Origin of the sequence: Anaeromyxobacter sp. PSR-1, assembly GCF_000964525.1 — a bacterium.
GTDB lineage: Bacteria > Myxococcota > Myxococcia > Myxococcales > Anaeromyxobacteraceae > Anaeromyxobacter.
Genome location: NZ_BAZG01000114.1, coordinates 1 through 13,304 on the forward strand (window position 1 = coordinate 1; position 13,304 = coordinate 13,304).

Here is a 13,304-nt window from a genome sequence, read left to right on the forward strand (position 1 = left end):
GGGCCGTCCGGGTTCGTGGTCCGGTCGGTGGTGGACCGGTTCCTGGAGCCGGCCGCGCGCCTCTCGGCGGTGTCGCTCCGCGCGCAGCTCGCGGAGGGGGCGCTGGTGCTGGCCGCGGAGGTGGAGGTGCTCCCGTCCGCGCCGGAGGTCCGCCCGTGATCCGGCTCGCCGGCGTCACCAAGGCGTTCCGCGACGGCGACCGCCCGGTGCCGGTGCTGCGCGGCATCGACCTCGAGGTGCGGCCGGGCGAGCTGGTCGCGATCGTGGGGCCGTCGGGCTCGGGCAAGTCCACCCTGCTCTACGTCGCCGGCGCGCTCGACCGCGACTTCGCGGGCGAGGTGGAGGTCGCCGGCACCCGCCTCGCCGGGCTCTCGCCCCGCGCCCGGGCCGAGCTGCGCAACCGCGCCGTGGGCTTCGTGTTCCAGTCCTTCAACCTGCTCGCGGGCATGTCGGCGCTCGAGAACGTGATGCTGCCGGGCATGCTCCGCCGCGACGGCGCCGAGGGCACGGCCGCGGTGCGCGCCCGCGCCGCCGAGGCGCTCGCGGCGGTGGGGCTCGCCGACAAGGCGCGCGCCACGCCGGCGCACCTCTCCGGCGGCGAGCGCCAGCGGGTGGCCATCGCGCGGGCCCTGCTGGCGCGCCCGCAGGTGCTCCTCGCGGACGAGCCGACCGGCAACCTCGACGCGGTGAGCGGCGAGGGCATCATCCAGCTGTTCCAGCGGATGGCCGCCGGCGGGATGACCGTGCTGGTGGTGACGCACGAGGAGCGCGTGTCCGAGGCGGCCTCGCGGGTGCTCCACCTCGAGGAGGGGAGGCTCCGGTGAGCGCGCGCGGCGTCTTCTGGATCGCCCGGGCGAACCTGCGCGCCGACCGCAAGGGCGCGCTGCTGAACGCGACCGCCGCCTGCGTGGGCGCCGCGGCGCTCGTGTTCATCCTGGCGCTCGGGATGGGCGTCTCGCAGGCGGCCCGGCGCATGTTCCCGGCGGACGCGCGGCTGGTGGAGGTGATCCCGGCCGGCGTGGCGCTGGGCGGGGTCCTCGGCGGCGGCCGGCTCGACGACGCGGCGGTGGCGCGACTCGGCCGGCTCCCCGGCGTCGAGCAGGCCTGGCCGCGCCTCTCGCTGCGCGTGCCGGTGGCCGCGTCGCGCCCGCCCACCGGGCTCGACTACAACTGGCCGCCCGGGATGACGCTCCAGATCCCGGTGGTGGGCGTGGCGCCCGGGCTGGTGCAGGCCGACGTGCGGGCGGGGCGCGCGTTCGCGGACCCGGGCCCGGGCGGCGGCCCGATCCCGGTGCTGCTCTCGCGGCGGCTCCTCGAGGTCTACGACAAGACCATCGCGCCGGCCTGGAACGTGCGGAGGCTGCCGCCGGGGCTGTCCATCGTGGGGCTGCAGCTCCCGGTGCGGGTGGGCTTCTCGATCGTGCCGCAGAAGACCGAGGACCGCGTGTACGAGGCGCGGCTGGAGCTGGCCGGGCTCTCCGACCGCGTGCCGCTCTACATGCTGGCGATGCCGCTCGACACCGTCCGGCGGCTGCACCGCGAGTACGGCAAGCCGGACGCGGGCTACACGCAGGTGACGCTGCTCGCGCGGCGGCCCGACGACGTGCCGGCGATCATGGCGGCGGTGCGGCGCATGGGCTTCTCGGTGGACGAGGGCGAGCGCTCGGCGGCGGAGCGCGTCGGCACGGTGGTGGCGGTCACCACCGGCGCGCTGGCGCTGCTCGCCGGAGTCATGTGCGCGCTCGCGGCGCTCGCCATCGCGCAGTCCCTCTCGGCGAGCGTGCGCGGCCGCACGCGGGAGATCGCGGTGCTGGAGGCGGTCGGCGCGGCGCCCGCCGACGTGCGGGCGGTGGTGCTCGCGGAGGCGGCGCTGGTGGGGCTGGTGGGCGGCGCGGTCGGCACCGCGCTCGCGGTGGTCGCGGCCCGGATCGCCGACGCGGCCGCGGCGCGCGCGCTCCCCGACTTCCCGTTCCGCCCGGACACGTTCTTCGCGCTGCCGCCCTGGCTCGTCGTGCTCGGCGTGGCGGTGCCCGCCGCCGCCGCGGTGCTGGGCGCGCTCGCGCCGGCGGCGTTCGCGGCCCGGATCGACCCGGCCAGAACGCTGTCGTGACGAGGGCTGCGCCCTCGCGCCCTGCCTACCCGCGCCCGGGCCGCACCACGATCATCGCGCCCACCATCAGCTTGTGGCTGCGCGGGTTCTTGATCCCGTTCCAGCGGCACAGGTCCTGGAGCTCGACGCCGAACCGCTGGGCGATGGACCAGAGCGTGTCGCCGGCGCGGACGCGGAGCGTCTGGTGCGCGGGCTTCGCGGCGGGCGCCGCGGCGGAGGCGGTCCGCACCGGGGCCGGGGCGGCGCGCTCGGCGGCGGCCGTGCGGCGCGACTCGGGCTCCGGCGCGCGCGCGGCCACGGCCACGCCGGCGGCCGGCCGCGGGATGATCAGCTCCGTGCCGACGCGCAGCTTCCGCGCGTTCTTCAGGCCGTTCATCTCCAGGATGCCCTGGGCCGGCACGCCGTAGCGCTGCGCGATCCGGCCGATGCTGTCGCCGCGGCGGACCACGTGCCCGGCGAAGGTGAGGCGGGTCCTGGCGCGGAGCGCCGGCCACGCCTCGGCGAACGCCTGGGCGCGCTCGGCGGGGATCTTGATCTTGTACGGGCGCGGCGGCGTGCAGGCGCGGCGCAGCTCGGGGTTGAGGTCGATGATCTCCTTCTCGGAGACGCCGGCGGCGCGCGCGATGACGGTGAGCAGCGTGGCGTCGGGGACGTCCACCTCCTCGTAGTCCGTCCACGCCTGCCGCTCGATCTCGTCCTGCCGGAACCCGAACGCCTCGTGGTGCTTGGTGATGATGGCGGCGGCCATCAGCTTCGGCACGTAGCCCTTGGTCTCGGCGCGGAGCACCTTCTTGCCCGGGACGTCCGCCATCGCCCAGAAGTCGTCGTAGCCCTTCTTCTGCGCGGCGAGGATGCGCCCGGCGCCGGCGTTGTACCCGGCCCACGCCAGCCGCCAGTCGCCGGTCTGCTCGCGCAGCCGCTTCAGGAAGCGCGCGGCGGCGCGGGCGGAGCGCTCCGGATCGCGCCGCTCGTCCACCCAGAAGTCCTGCTTCAGGCCGTAGCTCTTGCCGGTGGCGGCGATGAACTGCCAGGGGCCGGACGCCTTCGCGCGGCTGTACGCGAAGTTGCCGAAGCCGCTCTCGATCATGGCGAGGAACACCGTATCCTCGGGCAGCCCCTCCTCCTTCAGGATCTTGCGGTACCGCTCCATGTAGCGGTGCGAGCGCCCGAGCCACTTCACGAAGTGGGCGCGGACGCTGGGCGACTGGAAGAAGCGGACGTACGCGACCACCGCCTCGTTCACGTCGATGGGGATGTCGTACTCGGCCTGGAGCGTGGCGAGGTCGTGGTCGATCTCGGGGAGCAGCGGGATCCGCCCGGCGCCCTCGCCCCGCGGCGTGGCGTCGCGGCCCAGCGCGCCCTCCACCCGGTCGCGAATGGGGGACTCGAGCCCGAGCCCGTCGGCCCCCACCGTGCGGCGGCCCTCGCCGGCGTCCTGCACCCGCGAGGCCTCCTCGGCCTGGCGCAGGTCCTCGAGCTCGGCCGACTCCTGCTCGATCTCCTCCGCGATGGCCGGCTCGTCGGGCGCGTCCGCGTTCGCGATCACGTCGTCCACCGACGGCTCCTGGCGGCGCTGCGCCGGCTTCGGCGGGGCGACGATCTGCGCCTCCGGGACGTCGGCGGCGGGCAGGGCCTGGGCGGCGGCCTCGACGGTTGCGCCCCTCGACACGGGGCCCTGGGCGCTGCCCGGCCCGGCCAGGGCGAGCACGCTAACGGCAAGGAAGGTCGTGCGGATCTGCCTCATCGCTCCTCGACTTCTGCTGCGGGGGGCCGGTCCGTCGGCCGGCCGTTCGGATGCCACATCGTACCGGGGCCCGGAGGCCGCGCCAAATCGGGCGCCCGGGGGATCTGCTGCATGCTCGCACTGCGGCCGACCGTCCTCCTCGCTTCGGGGGACCGCCGCCTCGCCTGGCCGCCGGTCGCCCGTATACCCGACCACCCCGATCGCCGGAAGCCTGTGCACCGCCCTCGCGGCGGCGTCAGGCCCCTTCGGCGGCCATCCGCGCGGGTGCGCGCAGGGGGCCTCGCCGCTAAAGCACCCGGCCACGGTCGCTCCGGCACGGCCCCTGGAACCGGCGGCGGCCCGGGGCATTCCGGCGTTCCCCACCGAAATCGGTCCGTGCTACACCCCCCACCCCGCTCGACGCACGCGCAGCCCATGCAGATCGGCCCCTACCAGTTCCCCGGTCGCTACTTCCTCGCCCCGCTGGCCGGCGTGTCGGATCGCCCGTTCCGCGCCATCTGCCGGCGCATGGGCGCGAGCTTCGCGTACACCGAGATGGTCTCGGCGCACGGCCTGATGCACGGCGCGCTGCAGACCTCGAGCTACCTCGACCGCGAGCCCGACGAGGACCCGTTCGCCGTGCAGATCTTCGCCTCGGAGCCGGAGGTGCTCGCGCGCGGGGCGGTGGTCGCGGTCCAGGCGGGCGCCGGCATGATCGACGTCAACATGGCCTGCCCGGTGAAGAAGGTCTGCGGCAGCGGCGCCGGCGCGGCCATGGGGCGCGATCCGCGCAGGGTCGAGGAGGCGGTCCGCGCCATCCGCGCCGCCGTCCCGGTGCCGGTCACGGTGAAGATCCGCGCCGGCTGGGACGAGGGCGAGGTGAACTGCGTGGACGTCGCGCGCGCGGCCGAGGCCGGCGGCGCGGCGGCGGTGGCGCTGCACGGGCGCACCCGCAGCCAGCTCTACTCCGGCAAGGCGCGCTGGGAGCTGGTGCGCGCGGTGAAGCAGGCGGTGGCGATCCCGGTGCTCGGCTCGGGCGACGTGTGGACCGCGGCGGACGCGGTGCGCATGCGCGCCGAGACCGGCTGCGACGCGGTGCTGGTGGCGCGCGGCGCCTGCGGCAACCCGTGGATCTTCCGCGAGCTGAAGGCCCTCGAGGCGGGCCGGCCGCCGCCCCCGCCGCCCGGCCGCGACGAGTGGGTGGGCACGGTCGTCGAGCACGTGCGCCTGCAGGTGGAGCACCGCGCCCGCATGGCGCCCGGCGAGCCCGCCGACGCCTCGGAGCGCCACGCCATCCGCGAGCTGCGCAAGCACCTGCTCTGGTACACGCGGGGCCGCCGCGGCGGCGTGCACTTCCGCCGCGACGCCGCCGCGCTGGTGACCGCGGCCGACGTGGCCGCGCTGCTCGAGCGCCACTTCCCGCAGGGCGGTGACAGCTTCGAGCTCGACCCTGGCTACCGCGGCTCGGACGAGGACGGTGAGTGAGGACGCGCGGACCGCACGGCGGCCGGCCCCGGGGATCGGCCCGGTGAAGGCGCTGCTCCTCGAGGGCGCGCCCGACGCGCTCCGGCGCGCCTGCGAGGCGGCGCGGCTGGAGGTCGTCGAGGTGCGCTCGATCCCGGACGGCCGCGCCCGGCTCGCGCGCGAGGCGTTCGCGCTGGTGGACGGCCGCATCACGCGGCCGTGCGCGCTCGACGAGGAGCTGCGCCAGCGGGTGGACGCGTTCTTCGACCGGCTCCACGGCCAGCCCGCGACCGGTCTCTACGACGCGGTGATGCGCGAGGTCGAGCGCCCGCTCATCTCGGGCGCGCTGGCCCGGGCCCGGGGCGTGCGCTCCGTCGCCGCGGAGGCGCTCGGCATCGACCGCGGTACGCTGGCCCGCCGCATGCGCGCGCTCGGCCTGGACGAACCATGACCCAGACGCAGTCCCTCGCCCTGTACACCGCCGCCATCCTGGTGGGCGCGCTCACCGGCGGCTCGCTGCCGCTCATCGGGCGCGTCGGGCGCTCCGACGTGGGCCTGTCGTTCTCCGCCGGCGTCATGCTCGGCGCCGCGTTCTTCCACATGCTGCCCGAGGCGGTGGAGGAGAGCGGCGCGGGGATTCTGCCGTTCGTGCTGGTCGGGTTCCTGCTGCTGTTCCTGCTCGAGCGCTTCGTGCTCGTGCACGTCTGCGCCGAGCCGGGCCCGAACGCGCGGCTCTCGCAGGCCGCCCCGCTCCCGGCCGGGATCGACGCCGGCGGGCACGCGCACCACCACCCTCACCACCCCGGCCACGCGCACGTCGCCGCGGACGGCGCGGTCGCGCTGGAGGAGGACGGCACCGGCTGCGCCGTCCACACCACCCTCGGGCTCGCCGCCTTCGTGGGGATGAGCGCGCACACGCTGGTGGACGGGTTCGCGCTCGGCGCCGCGAGCGGCCACGCCGAGCTCGGGCTGCTCGTGTTCCTCGCCATCCTCGCGCACAAGATCCCGAACTCGTTCTCGCTGTCCGCCATCCTGCGCGCCGAGGGCTACTCGCGCGGGCGGGCGCTCGCGATGAACGCGGCGTTCGCGCTGATGGTGCCGGTGGGCGCCGGGATCTACCTGGTGCTGCGCGAGCTGGTGCGGGTCGAGACCTTCACCGCCGCCGCGCTCGCCGCGAGCGCGGGCACGTTCCTGCACCTGTCGCTCTCGGACATCCTCCCCGACCTCCACCGCCGCGGCGGCTCGAAGTGGGTCCTCTCCGGCGCGCTGCTGTTCGGGCTCGCCGTGATGTGGGGCCTGCGCCTGCTGAACCACGCGCACTGACGCGCGGCGGCGTCAGGCGATCCGCAGGTGCTCCGCCAGCGCGCGATCGCCGCGGCGGAACGCGTCGAGCGCGTCGTCGGCCGGGGACCGGCCGGAGGCGGCGCGCTCGCGGAGCGGCGCGAGCCACACGCGCTCGTCCTCGCCCCGCTGCCCGCAGCAGTGCTGGCGGCAGAGGCCGTTCCCGGCGGCGTCGAGCAGCGTGCCGGCCACGTCCGCGAGCGTGCGGCCGTCGGGCAGCGTCGCCTCGAGCCCCTCGCGGCCGGCGCCGATCATGAGCGCCCGCCGCTCGGCCACCGACAGGCCGCGCACCAGGTCCCAGGCCCAGGCCCGCGCCTCGCGGTCGTAGAGCAGCCCCTTCCAGAACGCGACCAGCGCCTTCGTCATGGCGGCGTCGCAGGCGTCGGCGGCGCGCACCTCCACCACGCCCTTCACCCGCACCTCGGGGAACAGGGTGGTGAGGTGGTCCTCCCAGTCCACGAGCGTGGGGCGCTCGCCCGCGATGCCGTCCGCGAGGAACTGCCGGAACGTCCGCCCGCCGGGATCGACGTAGCCGCCGTCCCGGCGGAAGAAGATCATGGGCACGTCGAGCGCCCACTCCGCGTAGCGGCGGTAGGGGTCGTCGTCGAACCCGGGCTCGAACGCGAAGCCGAGCAGGCCGGCGCGGGTGGGCTCGGTCTCCTCCCACACCGCCACGCGGTACGACTTCCAGCCCGCGGGCCGGCCGTTCACGATGGGTGAGTTCGCGAACAGCGCCGCCACCGCGGGCTGCACCGCCAGCGCCACCCGGAGCTTCTCGGCCATGTCGCGCGGGCCGGAGAAGTCGAAGGACGCCTGGGCCGAGGCGGTCATGGCCATCATGTCCGGCCCGAGCCGCCCGCGCGCGGCCAGGTACGGGCGCATCACCGCGTAGCGGTTCTTCGGCATCCAGGGCGAGGTCGCGGGGGTGCCCCAGGGCCGGTAGCCGGCGGCGAGGAACTCGAGGCCGAGGTCGCCCGCGATCTCGCGGCACTTCTGGAGGTGCCGGTCCAGCTCGGCCGCGACCACGTGCACGTCGGCGAACGGCCGCCCGGACAGCTCGATCTGCCCGCCCGGCTCGATGGAGACGGTGAGCCCCTGGCACTGCGAGGCGATGATCCGCCCGTCCTCCTCGAACGGCTCGTAGCCGTAGCGCGAGAACGCGCGCAGCACCGCCGCCACGCCGCGCGGCCCGTCGTACGGGATGGGGTCGAGCGTGCCCGCGGCGAGCGCGAACTTCTCGTGCTCGAGGCCGACCTTCCAGTCCGCGCGCGGCCGCTCGCGCGCCGCGAACCAGCCGGCGAGATCGTCGATCCCGCGCACCGGCGGGCTGTCCTGCACACGAGCGTCGAGCGACATGCGGGCGGAATGTACCCGCGCCCCGCCGGTGGCGCTACCTCGTCTCGCCGCTCACCGGGCGTGCGTCCGCGGGCGCGGGCGCGGCGGGCTGGAGCAGGTCCTCGAGGAAGAACGCGGACAGCTCGGCCCGGCCGGCGAGGCCCGCCTTGCGGTACACGGCGAGCGCCTGCTGCCGCACGGTGCGCTCGCTCGTCCGCCGCAGGTCCGCCACGTCCTTGTGCGCGAGCCCCTTCAGCAGGAGCAGCGCCACCTCGCGCTCCGCCGACGAGAGGCCCCAGCGATCGAACTGGTGGTCGATGGCGGCGGCCAGGCCGCGCAGGTGCTCCTGCGACTCGGCGCGGAAGCGGGCCAGGTCGGCCTCGGCGCGCACCAGGTCGCGCTGCAGCGCCCGGGTGCGGCGCCGGGCGAGGGCGAGCTGCGCCCACAGCGCCACCGCCCCGGCGAGCGCCACCGCCATGATCGCGACCTCGAGCGCGATGTGCCCGGGGGACCCGCCCGCCCGGGCGTCGGAGGCGACGTCGAGCCCCACCAGCACCGTCACCAGGCCCAGGATGGCCGAGGGAACGGCGAGCACCCACGGCCTGGGCGCGTCGGCGTCCGCCGCATGTGCGCCGCGCAGCCCCGCGGATGCGCTCTGGTTTTCCACGTGTGTCATCCGTCGGATGGCGGCCGGCCGGGGGGCCGGACAGGTTGGGCGCGTCGGCCCGAACCCGCCGACCTGAGGAGCCCGCACGCCATGTCGACCCTACCCCTGCACCCCGCCATCGTCCACGTCCCCCTCGGTCTGGCCATGGTGGTGCCGCTCGTCGCCGCCGGGCTCGCCCTCGCGCTCTGGCGCGGCGCCCTCCCCCGGCGCGCCTTCGCGGTGGTGGTGGCGCTCCAGGCCATCCTGGTCGGGGGCGGCGCGCTGGCCATGCAGCTCGGCGAGCGCGACGAGAAGCAGGCCGAGACGGTGATCTCGGAGAAGCTCATCGAGGCGCACGAGGAGCGCGCGGAGGTGTTCGTGTGGGCGGCCGGCGCGGTGCTCGCGGTCAGCGCCGCGGTGCTGGTGGTGCCGGCCGCCGCCGCGACGGCGGTGGCCGCTGTGGTGGTGGCGGGGACGCTCGGCGTGGCCGCGCTGGCGGTGTCGGCCGGGCAGGCGGGGGGTGAGCTCGTGTACCGCCACGGGGCGGCGAGCGCGTACCTCCCCCGCGGTGCGCCCGCCGAGGCAATCCCGGGCGTGGGCGCCGCGCGCGTTCACCGCGAGGCCGAGCACGACGACGAGGACCGCTGACGACGCCCGGCGAGGGGCGCCCCGGGCATGATTCCGGGCCCCGCCGGTTGGATCCCGGTGGGACCCGGGCCGGCCCGATCTGCTTGCGCGGGATCCTGCTGCAACCTATCCTCCCACGATACGTAGGTTTTCCGCTTGCCTGCCCTACCCTCCCTGCCCAGGCGCCCCATGATCCGCCCCTTCCGGCTGTTCGCCACCCTGGCGGCCTCGCTCGCGCTCGCGCTCGGCGTCACGGCCCGCTTCGTCCGCGCCGAGCCCGAGGCGCCCCCGCCGGCGGTCGCGTTCAAGGGCGCCGCGCCGGTGCCGGCGCGCGCCGGCGGCAACGGCGACTACCAGCTCGAGCGGCTGCCCATCCTGTCGAGGGTGATCCTCCAGGTGAAGGACAACTACGTGGACCCGGGCCGCGTGGACCCGAAGGGCATGGTGGTCGCGGCGCTCGAGGCGGTGGAGAAGACCGTCGCCGAGGTGATGGTGCAGGGCGACGAGAAGTCGCCCAAGCTCACGCTCACCGTGGGCAGCGCCTCCCGCGAGCTCGACATCTCCGGCGTGAAGAGCATCTGGGAGATCCGCACCGTCCTCGGCGAGGCGATGGGCTTCATCCAGCAGCACCTCGTCGCCCACAAGGACCTGCGCGAGATCGAGTACGCCGCGGTGAACGGCCTGCTCCAGACGCTCGACCCGCACACCGTCCTGTTCGACCCGAAGTCGTTCAAGGAGATGAAGCTCCAGACCCGCGGCGAGTTCGGCGGGCTCGGGTTCGTGGTGGCGATGCGCGACAGCAACCTGACCGTGGTCCGGGTGCTCCGCAACACGCCGGCGCAGCGCGCCGGGGTGAAGCCGAAGGACGTCATCGCGCGCATCGAGGAGCAGTCCACCGTCAACATGGACCTGCAGGACGCGGTGGACCGCCTGCGCGGCCGGCCGCAGAGCAAGGTGGCGATCACGCTGCAGCGGCCGAACCAGGAGCCGCGGCGCCTGGTGCTCACCCGCGAGGTGATCAGCATCGAGACGGTGCCGCAGGCGCAGCTGCTCGACGGCAACGTCGGCTACATCAAGCTCACCCAGTTCTCCACCAACAGCACCCGCGACCTGGTGCAGGCGCTCCAGCAGCAGCGCGCGCAGGCCGGCGGCAAGCTGCAGGGCCTGGTGCTCGACCTGCGCGGCAACCCGGGCGGCCTGCTCGACCAGGCCATCTCGGTGTCCGACCTGTTCCTCTCCGACGGCGTCATCGTGAAGACCGTGGGCGAGGGCGACAAGCAGCAGATCCACGAGGTGAAGGAGGCGAGCGCCGAGCCGTCCGATCTCACCGGCCTGCCCATCGTCGTCATCGTCAACAACAGCACCGCGTCGGCCAGCGAGATCGTCGCCGGCGCGCTCAAGAACAACGGGCGCGCGCTGGTGATCGGCCGCCAGAGCTTCGGCAAGGGCTCGGTGCAGGTGCTCTACGACTTCAGCGACCCGAGCCGCCCCGCCGACGAGGCCGCGCTCAAGCTCACCATCGCGCAGTACCTCACCCCGGGTGACGTCTCCATCCAGGAGGTGGGCATCACGCCGGACGTGCTGCTGCTGCCGGGCCGCGCGCTGAAGGAGCAGGTCAACTACTTCGCCCCGCCGCGCTCGATGGGCGAGGCCGACCTCGACCGGCACCTCACCAACCCGGCCGACCGCACCGTCCCCGAGGCCGCCCGCGCCGAGGCGCGCAAGAAGCGCCAGGAGAAGCCGCCGCTCGAGCTCCGTTACCTGCTCGACGAGAAGGAGGACCTGGTCGCGAAGCAGCTCAGGAAGGACGCCGCGGCCGAGGCCTCCCCGCACGGCGACGTGACGGAGCTGACGCCGGAGCAGCAGGAGGACGAGGACGCGGACGCCGATCCGGACCGCTTCGTCGAGGACTACCAGGTCCGCTTCGCCAAGGACCTGCTGCGCCGCGCGCCCTACCCGGATCGCGCCCGCCAGCTCGACGCCGCCAAGGCGCTCGTGGCCGAGCGCCACCAGCAGGAGGAGGCGCGCCTGCAGAAGCGCCTCGCCGAGCTGGGGGTGGACTGGTCCGACGGCCAGGCCGGCCGCGGCCACCCGCGCGCGGTGGTGACGGTGTCGCCGCCGCCGGGCAAGGAGCTGCGCGCCGGCGAGACGATGCCGTGGACGGTCACGGTCGAGAACCGCGGCGACGGGCCGTTCCGCCGCCTCCGCGCCTGGACCACCGCGGAGAAGAACGGGCTGCTCGACCGCCGCGAGTTCGTGTTCGGCTCGGTGCGCCCGGGCGAGAAGCGCACCTGGACGGCGCCGGTGAAGCTGCCGAAGGGCATGGACACCCGCCGCGACGAGGTGACGCTCCACTTCGAGGACGAGGGCGGCAAGGCGCCGCCGGACGTCACCACCGCGGTGGCGGTCACCGAGGTGCAGAAGCCGGTGTTCGCGTTCAGCGCCCAGGTGGACGACGCCAAGGGCGGCAACGGCGACGGGCTCCCGCAGCGCGGCGAGACGTTCAACCTCCGGGTGGACGTGCGCAACGCCGGCCCGGGCGTCTCGGGCGACAAGACCTACGTCCTGCTGAAGAACCTCGGCGACGAGAAGCTCTTCATCAAGAAGGGGCGCGAGGTGATCGGCGCGCTCAAGCCGGGCGAGGTGAAGACCGCCACCATGGAGGTCGAGCTCCGCCGCGGCTCGAAGAGCGACACCTCGCCCGTCCGCGTCACCATCGTGGACGAGAAGATGGACGAGTACGTCTCCGAGAAGCTCGACCTGCCGGTGGCGACCGACGAGCCGGCCCGCACCGCCGCGCACGGCGCGGTGCGCGTCGAGGTCGCGGACGCCCAGCTCCGCACCGGCGCGAGCGCCACGGCCCCGGTCATCGCGGCCGCGCGCAAGGGCGCGGTGCTGCCGGTGGACGCCCGCTTCGGCGAGTTCTACCGGGTGGAGTGGCAGAAGGGGCGCTACGCGTTCGCCGCCGAGGGCGAGGTGAAGCCGCTGAAGGCGGCCGGGACCGCGCGGAGCGGCGCCGTGGCCGAGGTGTGGCAGCGCGAGCCGCCGCGCATCGCGCTCACGCCCGACCCGCTGAAGGGCGCGCCGGTGGTGGACGGCACCACCTTCAAGCTGCAGGGCTCGGCCAGCGTGCCGCCCTCGGCCGATCCGACCGCCCGCCTGCGGGACGTGTTCGTGTTCGTGAACGACCAGAAGGTCTTCTTCAAGGTCCAGCCGGACACGGCCACCTCCTCGAAGATGGACTTCAGCGCCGACCTGCCGCTCAAGCCCGGCAACAACGTGGTCACCGTGTTCGCCCGCGAGGACGACGAGTTCCAGAGCCGCCGGAGCGTGGTGGTGTTCCGCCGCACGCCGCCGGAGGTCGCGGCCGAGGCCGGGCGCGGGCAGGCGCAGCGGACCACCGGCCAGTAGCCAGCCCCGCCGCCGCTCCAGGGCCCCGACCGCTCCTGCGGCCGGGGCCCTCGTCTTTCCATGCCGGACCGCGCCGCGGGGAACCTGCTCCCGGGTCCCACCCGCGTCGTCTATTCGCCGGGGCGGGCCCCCTCCGGTAGAATTCCGCCCCCATGGCGGAGGTGAGACAGCAGCCCGCCCCCGCCCACTCCTCGGAGCCCGGGGCGGGGTCCGGGACCGGCTTCGAGCTGCGGCTCGAGCGCGGCGGCGCCTCGGTGCGGCTCGCGGATCGCGAGCTGGCGCCGGGGCTCACGCTCGAGTGCCTCACGCTCCGCGTCCCGGACGTCCACTTCCCGTTCGACGCGGGCGCCGGCGCGGCGCAGTTCCGGAGCCGGCTCACGGACCTCGTCGAGCTGCGCGTGGCGCTCACGCCCGCGCCGGTCGAGGCGGCCCTGGCCCGCGCCGGCCTGGGCGCGCTCGGGCTGGAGGACGTCCGGATCGCGTTCCGCGAGGGCTTCGCCGAGCTGGCCGGGCGGATCTCCGCCGGGCCCGCGTTCACGCTGCAGGCGGGCCTCCTGCCGCGGGGCGAGCGGGGCCTGGCGCTCGTGTTCCACTCGCCGCGGATCTACGGGCCGGCGCCGCTCCCGTCGCCGCGCTCCCGCACCTCG

At 75.3% G+C, this 13,304-nt stretch carries 11 protein-coding genes; 8 read left to right on the plus strand and 3 right to left on the minus strand.

What is annotated here, in order from left to right; genetic code table 11:
- Window positions 1-155 precede the first annotated feature (155 nt).
- Window positions 156-824, plus strand: coding sequence for an ABC transporter ATP-binding protein (locus PSR1_RS15585; protein WP_059438413.1), 669 nt, complete (start codon window positions 156-158; stop codon window positions 822-824).
- A complete protein-coding gene (locus PSR1_RS15590) occupies window positions 821-2,110 on the plus strand; it encodes an ABC transporter permease (protein WP_059438414.1) in 1,290 nt (429 codons plus the stop codon). The genes PSR1_RS15585 and PSR1_RS15590 overlap by 4 nt, the downstream gene beginning before the upstream one ends.
- A 25-nt stretch (window positions 2,111-2,135) precedes the next feature.
- Here PSR1_RS15590 and PSR1_RS15595 read toward each other — a convergent pair whose 3' ends face one another.
- Window positions 2,136-3,854 carry a lytic transglycosylase domain-containing protein gene (locus tag PSR1_RS15595; protein ID WP_059438415.1) on the minus strand — a complete coding sequence of 573 codons (1,719 nt, stop codon included), beginning with the start codon at window positions 3,852-3,854 and terminating at the stop codon, window positions 2,136-2,138.
- Between the two features lie 414 nt (window positions 3,855-4,268).
- On the opposite strand from PSR1_RS15595, the gene dusB reads away from it, so the two are divergent.
- The 3 genes from dusB to PSR1_RS15610 are packed head-to-tail and all read left to right on the plus strand — an operon-like array spanning window position 4,269 to window position 6,620.
- Window positions 4,269-5,318 (plus strand): tRNA dihydrouridine synthase DusB, encoded by a 1,050-nt coding sequence (gene dusB, locus PSR1_RS15600; RefSeq protein WP_059438416.1) that lies wholly within the window; start codon window positions 4,269-4,271, stop codon window positions 5,316-5,318.
- Window positions 5,319-5,361: 43 nt separating this feature from the next.
- On the plus strand, window positions 5,362-5,748 hold the full coding sequence (locus PSR1_RS15605) for a helix-turn-helix domain-containing protein (protein ID WP_059438417.1): 387 nt from the start codon (window positions 5,362-5,364) through the stop codon (window positions 5,746-5,748).
- Window positions 5,745-6,620, plus strand: coding sequence for a ZIP family metal transporter (locus PSR1_RS15610; protein WP_059438418.1), 876 nt, complete (start codon window positions 5,745-5,747; stop codon window positions 6,618-6,620). The genes PSR1_RS15605 and PSR1_RS15610 overlap by 4 nt, the downstream gene beginning before the upstream one ends.
- Before the next feature lie 12 nt (window positions 6,621-6,632).
- Here the strand turns inward: PSR1_RS15610 and PSR1_RS15615 are convergent, their stop codons facing one another.
- Window positions 6,633-7,994 carry a glutamate--cysteine ligase gene (locus PSR1_RS15615; RefSeq protein WP_059438419.1) on the minus strand — a complete coding sequence of 454 codons (1,362 nt, stop codon included), beginning with the start codon at window positions 7,992-7,994 and terminating at the stop codon, window positions 6,633-6,635.
- Between the two features lie 34 nt (window positions 7,995-8,028).
- Entirely contained in the window at window positions 8,029-8,649 is a 621-nt protein-coding gene (locus PSR1_RS15620) for a helix-turn-helix transcriptional regulator (protein WP_059438420.1), read from the minus strand.
- An 81-nt stretch (window positions 8,650-8,730) separates the two neighbouring features.
- Here PSR1_RS15620 and PSR1_RS15625 point away from each other — a divergent pair, with 81 nt between their 5' ends.
- The 3 genes from PSR1_RS15625 to PSR1_RS15635 form a co-directional block, all read left to right on the plus strand.
- A complete protein-coding gene (locus tag PSR1_RS15625) occupies window positions 8,731-9,267 on the plus strand; it encodes a hypothetical protein (RefSeq protein WP_059438421.1) in 537 nt (178 codons plus the stop codon).
- Window positions 9,268-9,435: 168 nt separating this feature from the next.
- Entirely contained in the window at window positions 9,436-12,657 is a 3,222-nt protein-coding gene (locus PSR1_RS15630) for an MXAN_5808 family serine peptidase (protein WP_059438422.1), read from the plus strand.
- A 152-nt stretch (window positions 12,658-12,809) separates the two neighbouring features.
- Window positions 12,810-13,304: hypothetical protein (locus tag PSR1_RS15635; RefSeq protein ID WP_202813228.1), on the plus strand; the 495-nt coding region annotated here is incomplete at its 3' end.

What these genes read in the sequence shown, in the direction of transcription:
- PSR1_RS15595 (WP_059438415.1), bottom strand. Translation starts at nt 3,854, where the DNA reads ATGAGGCAGATCCGCACGACCTTCCTTGCCGTTAGCGTGCTCGCCCTG.
- PSR1_RS15625 (WP_059438421.1), top strand. Translation starts at nt 8,731, where the DNA reads ATGTCGACCCTACCCCTGCACCCCGCCATCGTCCACGTCCCCCTCGGT.
- dusB (WP_059438416.1), top strand. Translation starts at nt 4,269, where the DNA reads ATGCAGATCGGCCCCTACCAGTTCCCCGGTCGCTACTTCCTCGCCCCG.
- PSR1_RS15620 (WP_059438420.1), bottom strand. Translation starts at nt 8,649, where the DNA reads ATGACACACGTGGAAAACCAGAGCGCATCCGCGGGGCTGCGCGGCGCA.
- PSR1_RS15615 (WP_059438419.1), bottom strand. Translation starts at nt 7,994, where the DNA reads ATGTCGCTCGACGCTCGTGTGCAGGACAGCCCGCCGGTGCGCGGGATC.
- PSR1_RS15610 (WP_059438418.1), top strand. Translation starts at nt 5,745, where the DNA reads ATGACCCAGACGCAGTCCCTCGCCCTGTACACCGCCGCCATCCTGGTG.
- PSR1_RS15630 (WP_059438422.1), top strand. Translation starts at nt 9,436, where the DNA reads ATGATCCGCCCCTTCCGGCTGTTCGCCACCCTGGCGGCCTCGCTCGCG.